The organism is Rhizobium sp. WW_1 (assembly GCF_003610155.1).
Taxonomy (GTDB): Bacteria; Pseudomonadota; Alphaproteobacteria; order Rhizobiales; family Rhizobiaceae; genus Rhizobium; species Rhizobium tropici_A.
Genome location: NZ_RAIN01000014.1, coordinates 81527 through 99573 on the forward strand (window position 1 = coordinate 81527; position 18047 = coordinate 99573).

Consider the following 18047-nt stretch of genomic DNA (forward strand, 5'->3'; position numbering starts at 1 on the left):
TCGCCGGTATCGTTGGATCGTCGCTCGATGCCGATGGGACGACGAACAGGAGGCTGCCGCATGCATGACGTCTCGATAAATTCCGGTCGTGGCTCGCTGTTCATAACCGGATTGAAGATCCAGGGGCGCGTTCTCGGTGCGCTCATCATGCGCGAGATGCTCATCCGTTACGGGCGCGAAAACATCGGTTTTCTCTGGCTCGCGCTCGAGCCGATGATTCTGACGACAGGCGTCATGGTCATGTGGACGCTGCTTCATCACGAAGCACACGGATTGACGGTCGCCGCTTTCGTTCTGAGCGGTTACATGCCCCTGACGCTCTGGCGCCACATAAGCGGTCACGCCGTTTCGTGCCTGCGCCAGAATCTGCCGCTCATGTATCATCGCCAGATCCGTCTCGCTGACGCGCTTGTCGCCCGCGCGCTTCTGGAGATTGCCGGCACGACCGCGGCCCTCATCGTGGTCTACACCACCGCGCGTCTGGCCGGTTTCATTCCGCCCTATCAGGACCTCGGCCTGCTTTTGACCGGCTGGCTGTTCATGGCCTGGTTTTCCTTTGCGGTCGGCCTCATCTTTGCAGCCGGCTCGGAGCGGTTCGAGTTCGTCGAAAAGTTCATTCCGCCGTTCCAATATCTGACGCTGCCGATTTGCGGCATGTTCTTCATGGTCGCCTGGCTGCCGAGCGGCCTTCAGAAGTTGGCGCTCTACGTTCCCACCGTCCATTGTTTCGAACTTTTTCGCGCCGGCGTTTTCGGGGATACCGCGCAGACCTTCTTCGATGTCGGCTATCTCTTCAAATGCTGCGTGTTCACGACTGCTATCGGGCTTTGCCTCGTCAACATGGCGCGCAATCACATCAAGTTCGAATGAGAGGGCGATTTTCCGGCCCGTGACCGCGCTATAGCTTGGCATAGTGGGGCGCCTGGCTCTGGAATTCGAAGGAACGCAGCAGCGTTTCGCGTAGCTCGCGCCGGTTGGGCAGCGCATAGTGATTGAGGAAGGTTTCCGCCGATTCCGGCTCGCGCCCCAATATCCAGCGAAAGGCCGCGACGACGTCGTGGGAGTCGATCGGATCGCCGAAATGGCTGTGGGCGGGACTGCTGATTTTTGCAAAAAGATAGGGCAGCGCCCCATGCAGAATATCGAGGCTGAACCGATAGAGATTTGGATTCGACAAGGCTGTCCTGGTGAACGCCTCCATGAGACCGGAATAATTGGTGAGGATCGAAACTAGGTCGCTTGAACGCGGCAGTCCCCCGAAACCGCCATCCGCATGGAAGCGCCGGGCGATCTCCTTCCAGATCTCGGCTGAATAGTGCATCGGCGCAGGCCCGTAGAGCGCGGTGTCGTCGGAGTAGAGATCGATGGAGGGGGTCAATACCCGGCTGCTTTCGATATGCTCCAGACAGAAGTCGACGAGCATGCGCGACATAGGATAGCGCATCTGCCAGCGGCAGAAATCGATCATGTAGGTATTGCTGTCGATGAGCGTGCCACGATAGTCGGCTGTCGGCGGAACGTCGAGCAGGATCAATTCCGTGCCGGGAAGTTCCTCATTCACGAAATCGCTGAACGTCCGCATCGCCTCGATCACCAGCGTCCAGAATTCGTGACTGCCAAAAGGGACGATCTTGAAGATGCCGAAGGCCTGCCGCTGCAGGTCCGGGCTGGCCTCCAGTAGCTCGTAGGGCACTGTCAGCAAGGTGTTCCCGTGGCGCATGAGCGAGGCGCGGGTGATGCGGCTGAAATCAACGACGAGTGTTTTCGGCGCGGCCTGCTTCAGCCGGTCGCGAAAGCCCTTGCGTGCTTCGAACTGCAACTTCTTTCTGATCGGCTCCGGCCATCCGGAGATCGCCCTGATGCTGGCCTTTCGTTCGTCCATGAAGCTGGCGATGTTGATGCCGTAGCAAAAGAAGGCGACCCTGCTGCTCGGAAACGCATGGGCGACGAATTCCTCGCTCGGGCACGAGCCGTAATAGGCGATATCATCTATGTTGTTGATCCGCTTGTTCAATCATGTCTCCGTATTTGAACCGGGCATGCCGGCGCTTCATGCCGGAGCCCGTACGGCCGGGGGCTAGGGCTAGAGTGCCACCTCCCGCTGTCGCTGCTTTTTGGGCTTCGCCATCCCCAGTGTCAGTCCAAGCTGCTGGAGGCTTTCGTTGGTGCTCTCCGCACGCTCATCGTGAACCGCCAGAATGTTCGCAACGGTGCCGACCTGAAAATTCAAGTCGAGTTCCTCCGGCGTTGTCATCCGCGTCAACCTATCTTGGGCGCTGTTCCAGATGCGGTAGCCAAGTTCCGAGAGCTGGTGATGGATCGCGCCCGGCGTCGTTTTCGACAGAACGGAGAGCATGTCGCGGTTGATCTCCATCAACAGCGAGGGCTTGTGTGCCGAAAGGGTTCTTTGTGCGCCCTTCAGGAACAGGCCCTCGGCACCCTCGATATCGACCTTCATGACATCGGGCCGCAGGTTGCCGACGACGCGATCGAGTGTCTCGACTTTGGTCATGCGGCCGACCCTGGTGCCGGACGAATTCGTTATCAGCCGTGTCGCGCCTGCATTGACTGTGTCTTCGGCATTGTTCAGCTGGAGTTCCCCCGGAGCGTCGGCGAGGGCGAGCTGCCGGACGCTCACGCGGCCTTCAAAGCCGTTTTCCAAAATCGACCGGTTGAACAGATCCCAAAGCTTCGGCAGAGGCTCGAAGGCAAGGACCGTTCCCTTGAATGGCGGATTGGCCGCGATGGAGAGCGAGTAGTATCCGACATTGCCACCGACATCGATGAACTGTCCGGTTTCGGGCAGGATGGCCTTGACGAGGTCGACGTCGAACTTCTCGTACTCCCCGCTCATGATGCCAAAGGATATGTGATACTGGCGCAGATCGAGATACAATTTAAAATTGTACTTTGTCTCGAATAGAACAACAAGCGACTTCGGCACGAAATTATCGAACAGCAATTCGCTGTGGCGCTGATGGAATTCGTAGGAACTGAGAAAACGTCGACGATGTTCGTCTAGCGAAATGTCCGTCAGTTGCAGCAGATTCTGCCCGATGACATTGCGCTCATCCTCATTCATCGTCCGGCCGAGGATGAATTTATAGCAGTTCTCTATGTCGTAGAAACTTGTCACTTCGCTGCTCCCTCGTTTTCCTGATGATCCTGATCTGCCTTGTTGCTGTCTTGCGCCTGCATTGTTGCCTCCCCCCGCCAAGCGATGATCACTGCAACGCCGCCGACGGTGATGCTCTGTCGAGCCGCCGCAAGGCCCTTTGGGCCGCGTGGCGCCGAGCGGAGGGATCAGTGTCGATCAGCGTCTCCAAATCGTCGAAATGCGTGTCCCATCCGCTTACGGCGCTCGGCCTGGTTCGGCGTTGTGGCGAGGTGGCGATCATATCGAGCGCAGTTCTCCAGCTCAGCCCATCAAGCGGATCGAGGAAGATGGCCGGCTGGCCGGCCGCGGCCTCCCGATGGGCGCTGATGCTGGAGGCAACGACCGGTGTGCCGAGTGCGATCGCCTCGGCGACAGGCATGCCGTAGCCCTCCGTGAAAGAGGGGGCGAGAAGCGCGGCCGCGCCGCCGACCAGCTGCGCCAGTGCGGCATCCTCCAGGCCAGGTACCTCGATAACCAGCCCCGGCAGCGCCGGGCATCGTTCCAGCATTGCCAGAATGTGGCTGTTTTCCCACCCTCTCTTGCCGACGATCACCAACCGCGGAGCCATCGGTCCGTCGCGTTCGGCGAGGTATTGCCACAGGTGCAGCAACAGAATGTGGTTCTTGCGCGGCTCAATCGTTCCGAGCGTCACGAAATACGGCATTCGCGGGCGCGCCATGTCCGTCGGTGGTGACAGGAAGCACTGCTCGACGCCGGGCGGCAACACGGCGATCGAGGGAAGCGTCTTATCGCTCTCCTGGGCGAAAGTGCGCAGAGCGCGCGCCGTTACCTGAGAGTTGCAGAGTACCAGCGATGCGTGTTTCAGCACCGTCTCCATACGGCGGCGGTGCCGTTCCGGCTCTTCTGGTCTGACGAATTCCGGATGCGACAGCGGAATGAGGTCGTGGACATAGAAGACGCCGTTCCGGTCGGTCTCGCCGAGCCAGGAAAAGGCGGAGGTCCGCTCCAGCCGGCTGTGTGATACGTGGACGAAGGAGGCTTTGTCCGGCAGCATCAACCCATGGGCAAAGTGGTTGACGACGGCATGGGCGATCTTGCGCAGCGTCTGTGTATGTGCCTCACCCGCCTTTACTTCCGCTGCAGCCTGCCACCGGATCTTGCCATCGATGGCGGCAAAGATGCGATCGAGAAGCGCGGCCTGTGAGGGCGATATTTCCTTCGCCGCCCAGCGACTGTTGAGGATGGAGACCAGCCTGTCAGCCCGTTCGGATGGAACGGTAATGGCGCTGTTGTGTCCGGTTTCGACGAACCAGGATGGTTCGGGAAAGCCATCGAGATTAGTTGGCCTCGTCCGCTTGCGGCGCTCGTTCAGCCAGTTTGCATAATGAAGTTCGTAGCGATCTATGCCCGTTGGAGTCGGGCTATGCGCCCGCTCCATCAACCGCGAAATATCCATAACGACGGGCTTCGTCATGATTTTCGCGCCTCGATCATGTGAATGGCCTGCGCCAGCCAGCGGCGGCGCGATGGATTGGGGGCCATACCCTGGCGGGCGCGGTAAAGTTCGGCGACGATGTCTTCCGCCTCGCAGGGAAGATCGGTGATGTTCGACCAGTATCGCGGATAGAGGATGAGGGTGCCTGCAACGAGCGCGTCGAGTGTTAACATGCGCTTGCGCCTCAAGGAGACGACCGTATCGTGCGTGAGGCCCCAGCCGGCGTAGAAGGGCAGGCCATGACACCAAACCTCCTTTTCCCGCAGCAGCGCCTCGAACCCGATCTGCGACGTTGCGACATGAACTTCGTCGACGACACCGAGGAGATTGTCCAGATCGACATTGCCGATAACGAGATCGGCAGCTTGCGGAGGAGGGGATGGCGGCGGATGGCGACCGACCGCCTTTGCCAGAAGATCCGGATGCTGTTTATAGATGATGAACGCCTTCGGCCTCGCGCGCCTGATGGCCTTCAGCAGCTCGACATCGGATGGGTGACGTGCCTTGCCGAAGCGCAGAGAGGCGTCGTTCGGAACTTGTCCGGCCACCAGAACGATGGTGCGGCCCTTGGCCAGGTCGCGATAATCCGGTGCCGGCTGCGGCGGCAGATTGTATTTGGTAATGCCCATGGAGACGATGGCCTGCCGCAAGCGCTGCGCCCGCGCCAGCAGCGCTTCGTCGAAGACCGTCTTATTCAGGATCGTCTCAAGCTGGCTTGGCGCGGAGGCGTCGAAATAGATACCCTGATCATCGAAGCAAAGCGAGGATGGAGGCACAAGCGAGCTGCCGAGGCCGGAAGAGCGGATGAAACCGTCTTCGACCCGGATGATTGGCAATCGCTTGCCTTGCTTTCGCATGATGTGGTCCTCCGGCGGGCTCGCATTTCCCCAAAGGACGATCGTGTCGGCATTCTGGATTTCGGCGGCGGTCGGATTGGTCACAAACCGAATCTGCGATCGAGGGCTAGTCAGATAGCGGCGCATGACCGCCCGTTTGTGGAGCGAGAAATTGACGCAAAGGTAACGGCCGGAAAGCGAGCGGGCGCGGCTACGCCATGCAAGGAGCCGCTCGACGGCCTGTTCCGCAGTGATCGGGCTGCGCGAGACTGGATCGACGTAGCGGGAATATTGAAGGAGCGCTGCGTCGGCAAATTCGTCTATGCTGACATGACGTCCGCGACGAGAACGAGCGGCTGTCGCCACCGCGCCTTCGGCACGATCCGCCGTCAGTCCCCAGCCGGCATAGGCGGGCATGGCGAAGGTGACAACGGGTATTTCGCGCAGAAGCGCCTCCAGCCCGAGCGGGCTCGACACGGTCCAGACCTCGTCCACCTGATCCAGCAGGGATTGCGCCGAGATGGGGCGGTCGACAAATTGTACGCCGGCCGTTCGAGCGAGCGGTTGAAGAAAACCTCTTGCCCGGCTCGCGACGACCTCGGGATGGCACTTGACGATGAGGTCGGTATTTCGTTCGGCCAGAGCGGTGCTCCACATCCTCGCGAAGGTCCCGGCATCGGCGCCTGCGCTGTCAACAGCGCGATCCCCCACGACTTCGTCGACAAGCAGGATGCGTCGGCGACGGCTTCGGCGAAGCGAAACCGTCCCCTCCCGCAGATGATCATCCTGGGAGAGCCGCTCGCGGACGATCCATTGCCGCAGGTCGCGTGCCCGCTGAATGTCCGCATCTGATTGCGTATTTTGAAGCAATGCCTCCAATCGCGACGGCTGACGGGCGGAAAAATGAATGCCGAGGTCGTCGGCAACGATGGAGACCGGCGACGCTGCGCCCAGACCCGCGGATTGGAGAAAACCGCCTTCGACTGCCCAGAAGGGCAGGCGCAGCAGTCGCGCATAGAGGCGTGCGAGGCGATTGAGCGGCCCATCCCCCCAGCCGACGACACCATCGGCAGCGCCCATCGTCAGTTCGATGGGCTTCAGCGATGCGGAGAAAGCGAGACCCATCAGGGGGAACCGCTGACGTGTCGGTAGGAAGGCGAGCAGCCGTGCGTTGGTTGGGGGCAACCAGGACGGCCGGTCGCTTGCTCTTGCGGCCGAGAATTGCGTCTTCTGGGGAAAGAACTTCGAATCCATGTTTATGTAAGTCCCCCAAAAATGCCCTCTAGGAGCGATGACCGATGCTTGAGCGAGGCGATCTGCAATGTTCGATCACGACCGGCACCGCCTTGGGGGACATGGGGAGCGGTTGCGGCGGGATGATCTCTGAGAATAGCGCCAATACGCCTTTGCTGTGCCAGGCGGAGCTAGGGCCAAGAAGTCCTCGCACAACTTCTTTCAACAAGCGCCTGCGGAACCTGCCAAACGGCGAGGCGCCGCAATGATCCGACGCAAGCTTGTTGCCGACATGCTTCGAGGTGCCTCCGAGATTTCCCATTCCGAATTCCTTGGATCAGCAATAAGTGAGAAATAGCTAATGGAAGGAAAGTTATTGCTGCCACAATTTCGCCTCGCCATACGGATCGCGTCGCCAAAGTATTAATTGCGACAGAAGGCAAATTATTCTTGTTTCCAAATGTAAAAATTTCAAATTTGCGGAATTATATTTGACTTTCCAAGGATATATGGGAATCTCTTTTGAAGTAAATTGTCTTCGAAATCGCCGTGCATGTCACCCGGACGTCGGTCGGACACGATGGAAACCGGCAGGTTGCAGAAGGCTGGTCGGGCCTGGGAAAGGCGGCTGCGGAATGGTTTAGGCTATTCCAATAGAGATTTGATGGTCGCAGATGAGTCGCATCGAGAATAACAAGGAATTTGTCGATTTCGTTACGCTGGTGGATGCGCGTTCATCGGGCGTTGTCATAGGCCAACCTGTATTCTGGCCCCGTTTCGTTGCACGGTGGCTTCGCGCGCAGGCACTCCTGTTGCTGATCGTTGTCGTGCCCGGCCTGCTTGGGGCGATCTACTACGGTTTCATATGCTCGGATCAATATGTGTCGGAAACGCAGTTCGTGGTGCGCAGCCCCAACAGGAATGCTGCAGGGCTGCTCAGTGGCTTCCTCCAGAGCACCGGGTTCGTTCGCGCGCAGGACGACAGCTTCATCGTCACTGAGTTCATCAAGTCGCGCGCAGCCGTGGATGCCTTGGTAGAGCAGAATCGGCTGAAGGAGATCCTGTCCCGACCGGAAGGAGATTTCCTCAGCCGATATCCGCTGCCTTGGGCCGAAAGCAATAATGAGGAGCTTTATCAGCATTATCTTCGATTCATTACGGTGCGCACCGATAGCGGCAGCGGTGTGACGACGCTCGACGTTCGCGCATTTCGCGCCGAGGATGCCTATCACCTGGCCAATGCGCTCGTTCAGCACGCCGAAGAGCTCATCAACCGTCTTAACGATCGCGCCCGCGAGGACGCGATTCACTACGCTCAAATCGAGGTGAACGACAGCCAGGTCAGGCTGTCCAACATGCAGAAGAGCCTGACGGATTTTCGCAATCGGGAGGCGCTTGTCGATCCGAACAAGCAATCGTCGGCCGCTCTGGACATGATTGCTCGGCTTTCGGATGATCTGGCCGACAGCAAGGCACGTCTTTTGGCACTTGAAGAACAGGCGCCGCAAAGCCCGCAGGGCGAGGCGCTTCGAGCGCGCGTGGCGGCGATGGAGCGTCAGATCAGCGACGAACGGGCGCGCATCGTCGGCAGCGACGGCTCGATGGCGCCGCGCATCGCGCAGTATGAGCAGCTGCTGCTGGAGCGGGAAATGGCGGCGAAGATGTTGACATCGGCAACCGTCTCTCTGGAAAATGCCAGGATCGATGCGCAGCGACAACAACTGTATCTGGAGCGGATCGCTAATCCGAATCTGCCCGACCATGCACTCTATCCGAAACGTCTTGGTTCGTTTCTGATGTTGCTTGCCGTCTGTTTTGCCACATTCTGGATCGTGCGCTTCTTCGTGATCCAGGTTTACGAGCATGCAACCCAGCAATGACCGATGTTCCCTCCAGCCTCACGCGAATCACTTCTCCGGGCGTGCTAGCGCCGAAAGACGAGCTTACCTGGCATGAAGACGGCATTGTCGGTGTGGTTGATCTCGTCAAGGAATATGAGGTGAATGGACGGATGCGCCGCGTGGTCGACGGGGTGACATTCAAGATCGGCCGCGGCGAAAAGATCGCCGTCCTCGGGCACAACGGAGCCGGCAAGTCGACACTCGTCCGCATGATCGCCGGGATAGAGGAGCCGACTTCGGGCAGGGTCGTGCGTAATATGTCGATGTCCTGGCCGATCGCCCTCAGCGGCGGGTTCGGCGGCTCGATGACGGGTTTCGATTGCATGCGCTTCCTGTCGCGAATCTACAACAAGCCATTCAACGAGATTCGCGATGTGGTGGAGGATTTCAGCGAGCTCGGCCGCTATCTGCGCATGCCGCTCCGGACCTACTCCTCCGGCATGCGGGCGCGGCTTGCTTTCGGCATGTCGCTTGCCATCGATTTCGATTGCTACCTCATCGATGAGGTATTGGCCGTCGGCGACAAACGCTTCCAGTCGCGCTGTTTCGAAGAGCTTTTCGTCAAGCGCAAGGATCGGTCGATGATCATTGTGGGACATAATCTCAATGTGATCGGTGATCTGTGCAAATCGGCGTTGGTGTTGAAAAACGGCCGTGGTCGGGTCTTTGACGACATTGAAGCCGCGTTTCGAATCTACTCTACATTGTAGACATGTAGCGTAGCGCTGCATGCTTCGATGGCAATACACCTGGCTGTTTTACAAAATTGACACAATATCGGACGCTAGGGTTGCACCTTTCCGGCGGACCGTGGGCGGCGTGCACGAGGCGGATCGCATTGGGGACGATCGGGAATTCCTGCGGCTAAGCCACATAATATATTAGATAAACTGCAACAATCGCGCTATCCTAATTGCCGCCGGAATAGAGATCTCTCCGGCCCTGCACTTGCTCCGCTCTTTTTGTTGATATGTAATCGTAGCGGGAACTCTAGAGGTCTTGCCATATAATTTGGTAACTAATTCCGCAACCTGGGCCAGTAGATGCACTGGATATAGTACCCGATAACGATGTATTTTGTCCGATATGGTCGCTTGAAGAATTCAACTCGAGGCAGCGCCTTGAAGAGGTAGGATTCTGTATAACATCGTCACTATCTGTACTGTCGCGCTAAAATCCGTCGTGCTAATTTAAAAATTAATAATGCAACTTAAGCTCACCGATCCTGCATCTTGGGGTGGTTGCGGGAGCAAGACAACGGAGTCGTCGTAACGAACGCTAGAAAAAATGTAGCCTAGATAGAAATCACGTGTTAGCGATAGCTAATATGCAACCTGAGATTTTGAGTAGGATTAGCGGATGGCGATGTTGGAAAGAGTTGTCGAGCAATGCATTGGTACTTTCGAGGTCTACTCCCGTGATGCAATCATTCGCAATCTCGACGTGCTCGAGCCAAACTGGAAATGGACGGTCCCCTCGGAAACCTCCGGCGACTATTCCTTCAAGTTCAGCAAGCAACCGCTCCAATCGGCATCGATCATAAGCGCCGAGCATTCGGCCGGGCTGGAAGGGGTTGCAAAACAGGATCTGCCCCGCGTCAGCATCGTCTTCGTTCTAGCCGGAGAGATTGAAATCAATCATCGGCGGATGCATAAATCCCTGCGCATTCCCGCCAACAATGTCGCCAGCATCAGCGATCGCGCCGGCAAGCGGCTGGAGATCAAGCCGCGCAGTTCGTGGTTGCTCTTCCAGATACCGGAAGCCGTGATCAGACAGCATTTCGAAGAACTGACCGGCAAACCTTACGTACAGGAATTCGCGCTGGCGCCGGTGAGCTTCCGCCAAGGCGGGGCGCAAGGGCTTTATCAAACGCTGCGTCAGGCCGAAAAGGATTTGACGACCGCCCGCCAAACCGAACGGATGATGCTCGCTAAGGCATATAGCGAGCTCTTACTCGTCAAATTGTTTGCCAAGCTGCCTCACAATCTCTCCGATGCCTTCAATCGCGGCACGCTGGAAAATGCACCGCGGCAGCTTCTGAGGGCAGAGGCATTCATGCGTGACAATCTGCACAACGCCATCATGCTTGAGGATCTCGCAAACGCTGCGAGCTGCAGCCCGCGTGCGCTGCAGCGCATGTTCAGGACCTATCGCGGCGATACGCCAATGGCAATACTCTGCAACTATCGGCTGGCTGCTGCACATGGCGCCATCAAGGGCGGCCAGGCCGAAAGCATCACCGATCTCGCCATGAGCCTGCAATTCTCCAATCCTGGGCGCTTCTCCGTTCTCTACAAACACGCCTACGGCTCCAGTCCTTCATCGATCCTTCGTTTTACCCGGGAGCGCAGCGACGATGCTGGAACGGCCTAGCCTGCCTGGCACTATGATGCCTATTCAAAACTGTCTCCATGCCATTCAGGATCGTCGATGCCGTTGAAGTTCGGACTATTGTGCGTTCTCGCCTGCGTTCTTACGGGCTGTGCATTACCGGAGGCCGGTCCCAAGGCCTCCCGCATATTGCAGGAGGCGGCGGCAACCACCGTGCCGCCCTTCGCACTGGTCGACGTGACATCGACGGCGATGGTCAGAAGCGCATCTCGCCCCGAGGCGAGCTTTGCGGCCGCGTTCGGTGAGGGCGCGCGCGATCCGGGCGTGAGAATCGCCGTCGGCGACATCGTCTCCGTCAGCTTGTGGGAGGCGCCGCCGGGAAGCCTGTTCGGCACGGCGTCAAGCGCTTCGGGACAGCAACAAGCGACCGGGAGCGCGGTCACCATTCCCCCGCAAACCATCAACAGCGACGGGACGATCAGCATCCCCTATGCCGGACGTATCAGCGCGGTCGGCAAGACGCCTGCTGGCGTCGAACGAGCCGTGGTCTCCGGCCTTACGGGCAAGGCGGTGCAGCCGCAAGCGCTAGTGACCGTGCAGCAGAGCGTATCGAATACGGTAACCGTGACAGGCGAGGTTGCCGGAGGCGCGCGCGTGGCACTATCGCCAGCCGGCGACCGTGTGCTCGATGCCATCGCGGCAGCCGGTGGGTTGCGCGCCGCGGTCAACGACAGCGTCGTTTATCTGACACGCGGGCGCCGCACGGCGCATATGCCGTTCACCGCAATTGTTCAAAATCCGCGCGAAAACGTAAGATTGCGGCCCGAGGACGTTGTGACTGTCATCCGTGATCCGATGACCTATACGATTCTTGGCGCATCGGCCCAGAATGGCGAAGTGCCCTTTAGCGTGCAGCACTTGACCATGGCAAACGCCGTCGCCCGCGCCGGCGGATTGCAGGACAACCGCGCCGACGTCTCGGGCGTTTTTCTCTTCCGCTACGAGCCGCTCGATATTGCCAGGCAGGTCGTTGCGCCCAGCAATCCGCTGCTGCGCAGGGGCGGCCCCGTTCCGATCGTTTATCGGTTTGACATGAAAAACGGCGGCACTCTGCTCGCTATGCGCAACTTCGAAGTCCAGCCGAAGGATATCATCTACGTTTCGAATGCGTCCTCGCTCGACTTCCAGAAATTCATGGGCCTCTTCCAGGGCGTCACCGGAACTGCTCTGTCAGCGGCGTCGGTCGGCATAGCTGCATCCACGGCCAACTAGGGACACCGTACGGAGGGACGAGACGCGCGGGGATCGACAAAATTCATGATGTTATCCGGCTACAGAAGGCATGCTGGATCGAGTGAGGTGAAATGGGTTCTTCGGCATTGCTACATCTTCATGAGCTGATTGCCTTCGACCGGCATCAGGCCGAGGCTGCCGTCTTGCAGCGGGTCAACAGCGCCTATCTCGGAGATCACACGGCTCTGGTGCGTGTACTCGGCCGCTACAAGCTTTATGTCGACACCCGCGACAGGGGGTTCGGATCGCATGTTCTCCTGGATGGTTTCTGGGAAATCTGGCTGACGCTGTTCTGCGCCCGTAATGTCAAGCGCGGCATGACCGCGATCGATGTCGGCGCGAATTTCGGCTATTACTCGCTTCTGTTTGCTGAACTCGTGGGCGCCAAGGGCGAGTTGATCGCCGTCGAACCCAATCCTCATGCCGCTGATTTCTTGCGTCGCAGCGTCGAACTCAATGGGCTGCTCGGCCGGACCAGGATTGAAAGGTTGGCGCTCGGCGCGGCGATATCGGGCGAGGCATCTCTTTACGTTCCCCATAGCGAGCCGAAGAATGCTTTGATAGTCGAGGAGACATTCATGCCTCGCGCCGAGGATGGCGCGGTCATCAAGGTTCCCGTGACGACGCTGGACCGATTGAGCGGCACTTGCTCGCGCGTCGACTTCATAAAGATCGATGCTGAAGGGGCGGAGGAGGCCATCATCGAGGGAATGGGCGAAACCATTGCCCGTCACAAGCCGATGCTCGTCGTCGAATTCAATCCCGGTCGTTATGTCGACGCACGCGGCTTTCTTGAGCGGCTTGCCGGCATCTACGGCTCGCTGCGGCGTCTGGATTTCAGCGGTGAGGCCATTCCCATGAAGAGCGACGATCTGCTTACGAATTACGGGGGTGATGACTCGCTCCTCGTCCTTTCGCGTGACAGGCCGGCTTGAATGCGCGGAGGCGCGCCCAGATTAAGAGAGGGACGGAAGTGAGCCATACGATCCTCTACGACGGCCTTAATCTTTCCCTAAAGAAGGGTACGGGTGTTGCGACCTACACGCGCAGCCTGATGTCAACAGCCCAGTCCCTCGGCTATCAGACCGGCGTCGTCCACGGAATTCCCGGAAACGTCCCGAAGGACCCGGTCTTGCGGGAGGTTTTGTTGTTCGACGATGCCAGCGCTCGCGTCCCCGGCGCGATCGCGGTTGGCCGGCGCTGGCTGCGTCGGCGCGTCGCGGCTCCGTTCGGCATCAAGCCGGTTGCCATTCCATTGAGCGGCACGGTCATCCTGAGATCGCTGCAATCGCAATTCGGTGTATCCGATACCGTCTACGCCGCCAACGATCTGTTTCAACTCGCGCGTTATCATTTCAAGCGCTACGGCAACAATCTTACAATGAAATTCGATGCGCAGCCGGATCTTCTTCACTGCACCTATCCGATGCCGATCGCGGCGAAGAGGGCGCTGAACGTCTACACGATTCACGATCTGGTTCCGTTGCGGCTGCCCTATCTGACCGAGGACGACAAACGCTATCACTACAAGATGCTGCGCTCGCTGGTCAGGCGCGCTGACCATATCGTGACCGTGTCCGAAACTTCGCGTGCCGATATCATCAAGGTTCTCGGCGCGGACGAGGCGCGGGTCAGCAATACCTATCAGGCGGTTCACGTGCCGGAGTGGCTTCGCGAGAAGCCAGCCGATGTGATTGCCGACGAGATCGCTGGCATCTTTCATCTCGACTGGAAAGGCTATTTCCTGTTCTTCGGCGCTTTCGAACCGAAGAAGAATATCTCGCGACTGATCGAAGCATATCTTGCTGCGAAGACGACCAAGCCGCTCATTATCGTCGGCGCGCCGGGGTGGAAGGGTGCGGAGACACAGCAGCTCATTGATGACGATCGCTTCCGTTTCTATCTTCGCGCAGAAGACCGCATCCTGCCGCAACGGCAGATCCAGCGCTTCGACTTCGTTTCCTATCCTTTGCTCATCAGCCTGATCAGGGGAGCGCGTGCGGTCTTGTTTCCCTCGCTATACGAGGGCTTCGGCCTGCCGGTGCTCGAATCCATGCAGCTCGGAACGCCGGTCCTGAGCTCCACCGAAGGTTCTATCCCCGAAATCGCCGGGAACGCGGCGCTGCTGGTCGACCCCTACGACACCGAGGAAATGCGCAAGGCGATCGTTAGCCTGGATCAGGATGACGGGCTATGCGCCTCCTTTGCCAAGTCCGGCCCCAGGCAGGCAGCCCGCTTCTCACCGGATCGATATCAGCAGAAGGTGGGCACGCTCTATGATACCCTTCTCAACGGATAGTCGGAGGAGTTGGCCATGACCATCCTCTTTGCGTTCGGCATGCCTGGCGTCATGTCCTCCTGGGGCGTCGCCGCGGTTCATGCTCTTGCGCGTGAGGCCTTCGGCGATTATGCGATCATCGCGACGGATACGGTTGACGAGCTCAGGCAGCATGTCGTCGCGCAGTCGGGCAAGAATGCCGTACTCGTCTCGCAGTTTCCCGAACCCAAGCTTTCGGAGCTGATCCTTCGGGTCAATGTGCCCTTTCTGCTGTTTCTCGAGGATCCTGTCGATGCGGTTTCCTATCTCGCCCGGGCGACCGAGCAGCGGGATATCGGTCTGGTAAGGGTGGTCTCGGCGAGCCTTGCCTGCCTCGAGCCGCTCGCGGGCGCCTCCGGAGCGCTCGTCTTGCGCCGCAATGACGTCGATCAAAGCAGCGGCATAGACCTGCTTCTGAAGACCATCGACAGGCACCTCAGCACCGATCTGAAACTGGAGCAGATCGCCAATGCGCTGCTGCAGGTCGGCATGTCGATGTCGCCCTCCGGGCAGCCATTGCTCGCCAACGCGCCGAAGCTGGAGGAGGCTGCCGCGGCTGTCATCGCAGGATACTTGACGCCGCGAGAGGTGGTGCCGGAAGTCAGCGAAGCGCTGCGTGAGACGGCGAGGAAGATTCTTTGTCCTCTGGAGTTCGGACGACGGGAGAACTCGGGCGGCACCATCTTCTGGCCACAGGAGGCATTTCTCTCTGGCGATAGTTTGGGACACGCCCTGGACAATCTTGTCGATCTGGCCGGGGGAGCCCGTTGCCTCATCTATGGCCCCTATCTTCATTTGCCACCGGGGCGCTGGAATGCGAAATTCATTTTCGATGTCGATGAAGACTGCCACGGGCAAATCTTCACCGTTGAGGTGCATGCTACAGAATTGCTTGGAAGCTTGCGGGTCTGCCCGCAGGGCACCGGCTCCTTCGAAGCCGCAGTGCCTGTGGATGTGACCGATCCGCGTGCGCCGATCGAAATCCGAGTGATGATGGACAGCGGCGCGATCGAAGGGCGGCTCTCCGCCTGGAATGTCGAGTGGCTGCGAGCGGCCTGACAGGTAGAATCGCAGGTGTCATTAACGGGCCGCTGGTGAGCGCAGAATTCGCCGCGTGGATGCCACTTTCTCCACGAGTTTCGTCTCTGGCGGATTATTCTGTTACCCAACATTTCCGACGCCCGGAATTTTGTAAACGAATGTTTCCTGGCGCGAATTTTCCGTATTGACGCCGCAAAACCCTTCTTTTCAGGGAAGCGATAGTTTGTATAAGAGTTGAGAAAACGGAATGAAGCCCATGAACGCGAGCGCCGCACCGGATATTCTGATAGTTGATGACGATCACGAAATACGTTCGCTCCTCAGCCGATATCTCGAGGAGCAGGGCTTTCGCGTGTCGACGGCAAGCGATCTTCGCGGTTGCAACGATGCGCTCAATCGCCGTCAGCCTGATCTTCTTGTTCTGGATGTGATGCTCCCCGATGGCTCTGGCCTCGATCTCTGCCGGGATCTTCGAAACCGCCGCCCCCGCGTGCCGGTTATTCTGCTGACGGCACTGAAAGAGGATATAGATCGCATCCTCGGTCTTGAAATCGGCGCCGACGATTATCTCGGCAAGCCGTTCAATCCAAGAGAACTGGCCGCACGCATCCGTGCCGTCCTGCGCCGTACGAACGAGGATTCCTCGTCGGAACCGGAGCAAAGACGCTATCAGTTCGCCGATATGATGCTTGATCCGCAACTTCGCCGGGTTAGTAGAGACAGCGGTGAGGTGATTTCGCTGACGGGCGCCGAATTCGATCTGCTCAAGGCATTCCTGGAGCGGGCGGGCCGGCTGCTGTCGCGGGATCAACTACTCGATCTGACGCAGGGGCGCGATCGCGATCCTGCCGATAGATCCATCGACGTGCTGATGAGCCGGCTACGCCGCAAGCTCGGAGAAACCGTGGAAGATCCGATTTTCAGAACGATCCGCAATGGCGGATACCAGCTGGTCGTTCCGGTAACCGCCGTCAAAGGCGATTCATGAGGTCGCTCGGCGCCCGACTGGCGCTGCTTTTGATGACAGCCATTGTCCTTGTCGTGATTTCCTCGTCTTTCGTGGCAAGTCTCGTCATGCGTGGTCCGCGTCCGGACATGACCGTCGAGCGGATGGCCAGGCAGCTTTCCATCCTCGCAACCTTCGCGGAAAAGGATCGGCCCGCCGCGACGGCGGCGGGACTGGTCGTTACGCCCGTGCCGGCAGAAGGCGAGGGCGACCAGGAGCTATCCCGCTTCCTGATGGAAGCCCTGCTTCGCATCTCAGGCATGCGGCAGGCAATCATAGCGCGTCAATCGACTGGCGAAATGATCGCATCGCTGAAGCTCTCTGATGGCAATTGGCTGATCATGCCGATGCCGCAGCATGGGCCGCCGCCGGGAGGATGGAAGATCCTCGTGGGGTGGCTCGGTCTCATCATCATCGGCAGCGTGCTGGTATCCATCTTCGCGGCCTCGAAGATTATGAAGCCGCTACGTTTGCTGGAAGAGGCGGTTGCGGCGGTCAATCCCGATGGCACCCTGCCGCATATAGCAGAAAGCGGTCCGGGTGAAATTCGAGCGACCGCGCAGGCGCTCAATGGCCTGTCGGCCCGGGTGAAGGCAGCCACCGAGAGCCGCATGCGGCTCGTTGCCGCCGCCGGACACGATCTGCGAACGCCAATGACCCGGATGCGTCTGCGGGCGGAGTTCATTCGGGATGAAGAGGAGCGGCGCAAGTGGCTTGCCGATCTCGAGGAGCTCGACAGGATCGCCGACAGCGCCATAAGGCTTGTCCGGGAAGAGATTTCCAAGGATAGTCTGGAACAGGTCAGGCTTGATATGATAGTCGACGACATCGTCACGGAGCTGAAGGCGATCGACATGAACGTCGCGAGCGGCGAACTGGAGCAGGCGACGATCCACGCAGGCCCGCTCGCCGTCACCAGGGCCTTGCGAAATCTGCTCATCAATGCGGCGACGCATGGGCAGTCGGCGACGGTAACTGTGACGCATCTCGGCAACAGGGCAGTCGTTCGGATCGTGGACACGGGGCCTGGCATTCCCGAAGATCGGCTCAACCAGGTATTCGAACCGTTCTTCCGCATCGACATAGCAAGGCAGAGATCTTTTCCGGGCGCCGGTCTGGGCATGGCCATCGCGCGTGAGATCATCACCCGGTTCGAGGGCGAAATCACGGTGCGAAACCGTCAGCCGCGAGGCCTGGAACAGGTCGTCTCATTTAAGAACGCCGAGACAAAGGCCGCAGGCTAGAGACTTTCAGCAGGATTGCTGAGCAGTTTTCATCCGAACCATTCGAAACAAAAGGGCAGGGCGTTTTTGCGATTCGAAGAAGAGCGCGGATGCTCTGGCGCGCGCAGCACAAACCGTACATCACTGAGTCGCAGCCTGCCTGCCCGGAATGCAGAGGCGGTCACGGCATATTGGCATCGTAAAGAAGGCTTTACTTGCGCGAAACTGTCGAAAATTCTACATAATGCAATAT

General features: G+C 58.9%; 14 protein-coding genes. 10 read left to right on the forward strand and 4 right to left on the reverse strand.

Annotation, left to right across the window (positions count from 1 at the left end):
- The first annotated feature begins 60 nt into the window (after positions 1-60).
- Positions 61-870, forward strand: coding sequence for an ABC transporter permease (locus tag BJ928_RS29385; RefSeq protein WP_052227862.1), 810 nt, complete (start codon positions 61-63; stop codon positions 868-870).
- A 28-nt stretch (positions 871-898) separates the two neighbouring features.
- On the opposite strand, the gene BJ928_RS29390 is transcribed toward BJ928_RS29385, so the two are convergent.
- From BJ928_RS29390 to BJ928_RS29405, 4 genes are all read right to left on the reverse strand, one after another.
- Positions 899-2014, reverse strand: coding sequence for a DUF6270 domain-containing protein (locus BJ928_RS29390; RefSeq protein WP_047634511.1), 1116 nt, complete (start codon positions 2012-2014; stop codon positions 899-901).
- A gap of 69 nt (positions 2015-2083) precedes the next feature.
- On the reverse strand, positions 2084-3136 hold the full coding sequence (locus BJ928_RS29395) for an FkbM family methyltransferase (RefSeq protein ID WP_047634510.1): 1053 nt from the start codon (positions 3134-3136) through the stop codon (positions 2084-2086).
- Positions 3137-3224: 88 nt separating this feature from the next.
- Positions 3225-4592: a glycosyltransferase family 1 protein gene (locus tag BJ928_RS29400; protein ID WP_047634509.1), complete on the reverse strand. Its 1368-nt coding sequence runs from the start codon at positions 4590-4592 to the stop codon at positions 3225-3227.
- Positions 4589-6703 (reverse strand): capsular polysaccharide biosynthesis protein, encoded by a 2115-nt coding sequence (locus tag BJ928_RS29405; RefSeq protein ID WP_047634508.1) that lies wholly within the window; start codon positions 6701-6703, stop codon positions 4589-4591. The genes BJ928_RS29400 and BJ928_RS29405 overlap by 4 nt, the downstream gene beginning before the upstream one ends.
- A gap of 653 nt (positions 6704-7356) precedes the next feature.
- Between BJ928_RS29405 and BJ928_RS29415 the strand changes: the two genes are divergently transcribed.
- The 9 genes from BJ928_RS29415 (at position 7357) to BJ928_RS29455 (ending at position 17815) form a co-directional block, all read left to right on the forward strand.
- On the forward strand, positions 7357-8562 hold the full coding sequence (locus BJ928_RS29415) for a capsule biosynthesis protein (RefSeq protein ID WP_047634504.1): 1206 nt from the start codon (positions 7357-7359) through the stop codon (positions 8560-8562).
- Positions 8559-9293, forward strand: coding sequence for an ATP-binding cassette domain-containing protein (locus tag BJ928_RS29420; RefSeq protein ID WP_082011955.1), 735 nt, complete (start codon positions 8559-8561; stop codon positions 9291-9293). The genes BJ928_RS29415 and BJ928_RS29420 overlap by 4 nt, the downstream gene beginning before the upstream one ends.
- Positions 9294-9942: 649 nt before the next feature.
- Positions 9943-10956 carry an AraC family transcriptional regulator gene (locus tag BJ928_RS29425; protein WP_047634503.1) on the forward strand — a complete coding sequence of 338 codons (1014 nt, stop codon included), beginning with the start codon at positions 9943-9945 and terminating at the stop codon, positions 10954-10956.
- Positions 10957-11013: 57 nt separating this feature from the next.
- Positions 11014-12186 carry a polysaccharide biosynthesis/export family protein gene (locus tag BJ928_RS29430; protein ID WP_047634502.1) on the forward strand — a complete coding sequence of 391 codons (1173 nt, stop codon included), beginning with the start codon at positions 11014-11016 and terminating at the stop codon, positions 12184-12186.
- A 92-nt stretch (positions 12187-12278) separates the two neighbouring features.
- On the forward strand, positions 12279-13142 hold the full coding sequence (locus BJ928_RS29435; protein ID WP_047634501.1) for an FkbM family methyltransferase: 864 nt from the start codon (positions 12279-12281) through the stop codon (positions 13140-13142).
- 38 nt (positions 13143-13180) lie between these two features.
- Positions 13181-14506, forward strand: a complete 1326-nt coding sequence (locus BJ928_RS29440; protein ID WP_052227861.1) for a glycosyltransferase family 1 protein — start codon at positions 13181-13183, stop codon at positions 14504-14506.
- Positions 14507-14521: 15 nt separating this feature from the next.
- Positions 14522-15583 (forward strand): hypothetical protein, encoded by a 1062-nt coding sequence (locus tag BJ928_RS29445; RefSeq protein WP_047634500.1) that lies wholly within the window; start codon positions 14522-14524, stop codon positions 15581-15583.
- A 238-nt stretch (positions 15584-15821) separates the two neighbouring features.
- Positions 15822-16553, forward strand: a complete 732-nt coding sequence (locus tag BJ928_RS29450; protein WP_047634605.1) for a response regulator transcription factor — start codon at positions 15822-15824, stop codon at positions 16551-16553.
- Positions 16550-17815, forward strand: coding sequence for an ATP-binding protein (locus tag BJ928_RS29455; RefSeq protein WP_047634499.1), 1266 nt, complete (start codon positions 16550-16552; stop codon positions 17813-17815). Before BJ928_RS29450 ends, BJ928_RS29455 begins: the two co-directional genes overlap by 4 nt.
- Positions 17816-18047: the final 232 nt, after the last annotated feature.

Coding starts and splice junctions, on each gene's coding strand:
- BJ928_RS29445 (WP_047634500.1), top strand. CDS start 14,522: ATGACCATCCTCTTTGCGTTCGGCATGCCTGGCGTCATGTCCTCCTGG.
- BJ928_RS29425 (WP_047634503.1), top strand. CDS start 9,943: ATGGCGATGTTGGAAAGAGTTGTCGAGCAATGCATTGGTACTTTCGAG.
- BJ928_RS29415 (WP_047634504.1), top strand. CDS start 7,357: ATGAGTCGCATCGAGAATAACAAGGAATTTGTCGATTTCGTTACGCTG.
- BJ928_RS29455 (WP_047634499.1), top strand. CDS start 16,550: ATGAGGTCGCTCGGCGCCCGACTGGCGCTGCTTTTGATGACAGCCATT.
- BJ928_RS29400 (WP_047634509.1), bottom strand. CDS start 4,592: ATGACGAAGCCCGTCGTTATGGATATTTCGCGGTTGATGGAGCGGGCG.
- BJ928_RS29435 (WP_047634501.1), top strand. CDS start 12,279: ATGGGTTCTTCGGCATTGCTACATCTTCATGAGCTGATTGCCTTCGAC.
- BJ928_RS29430 (WP_047634502.1), top strand. CDS start 11,014: ATGCCGTTGAAGTTCGGACTATTGTGCGTTCTCGCCTGCGTTCTTACG.
- BJ928_RS29420 (WP_082011955.1), top strand. CDS start 8,559: ATGACCGATGTTCCCTCCAGCCTCACGCGAATCACTTCTCCGGGCGTG.
- BJ928_RS29450 (WP_047634605.1), top strand. CDS start 15,822: ATGAACGCGAGCGCCGCACCGGATATTCTGATAGTTGATGACGATCAC.
- BJ928_RS29385 (WP_052227862.1), top strand. CDS start 61: ATGCATGACGTCTCGATAAATTCCGGTCGTGGCTCGCTGTTCATAACC.
- BJ928_RS29405 (WP_047634508.1), bottom strand. CDS start 6,703: ATGGATTCGAAGTTCTTTCCCCAGAAGACGCAATTCTCGGCCGCAAGA.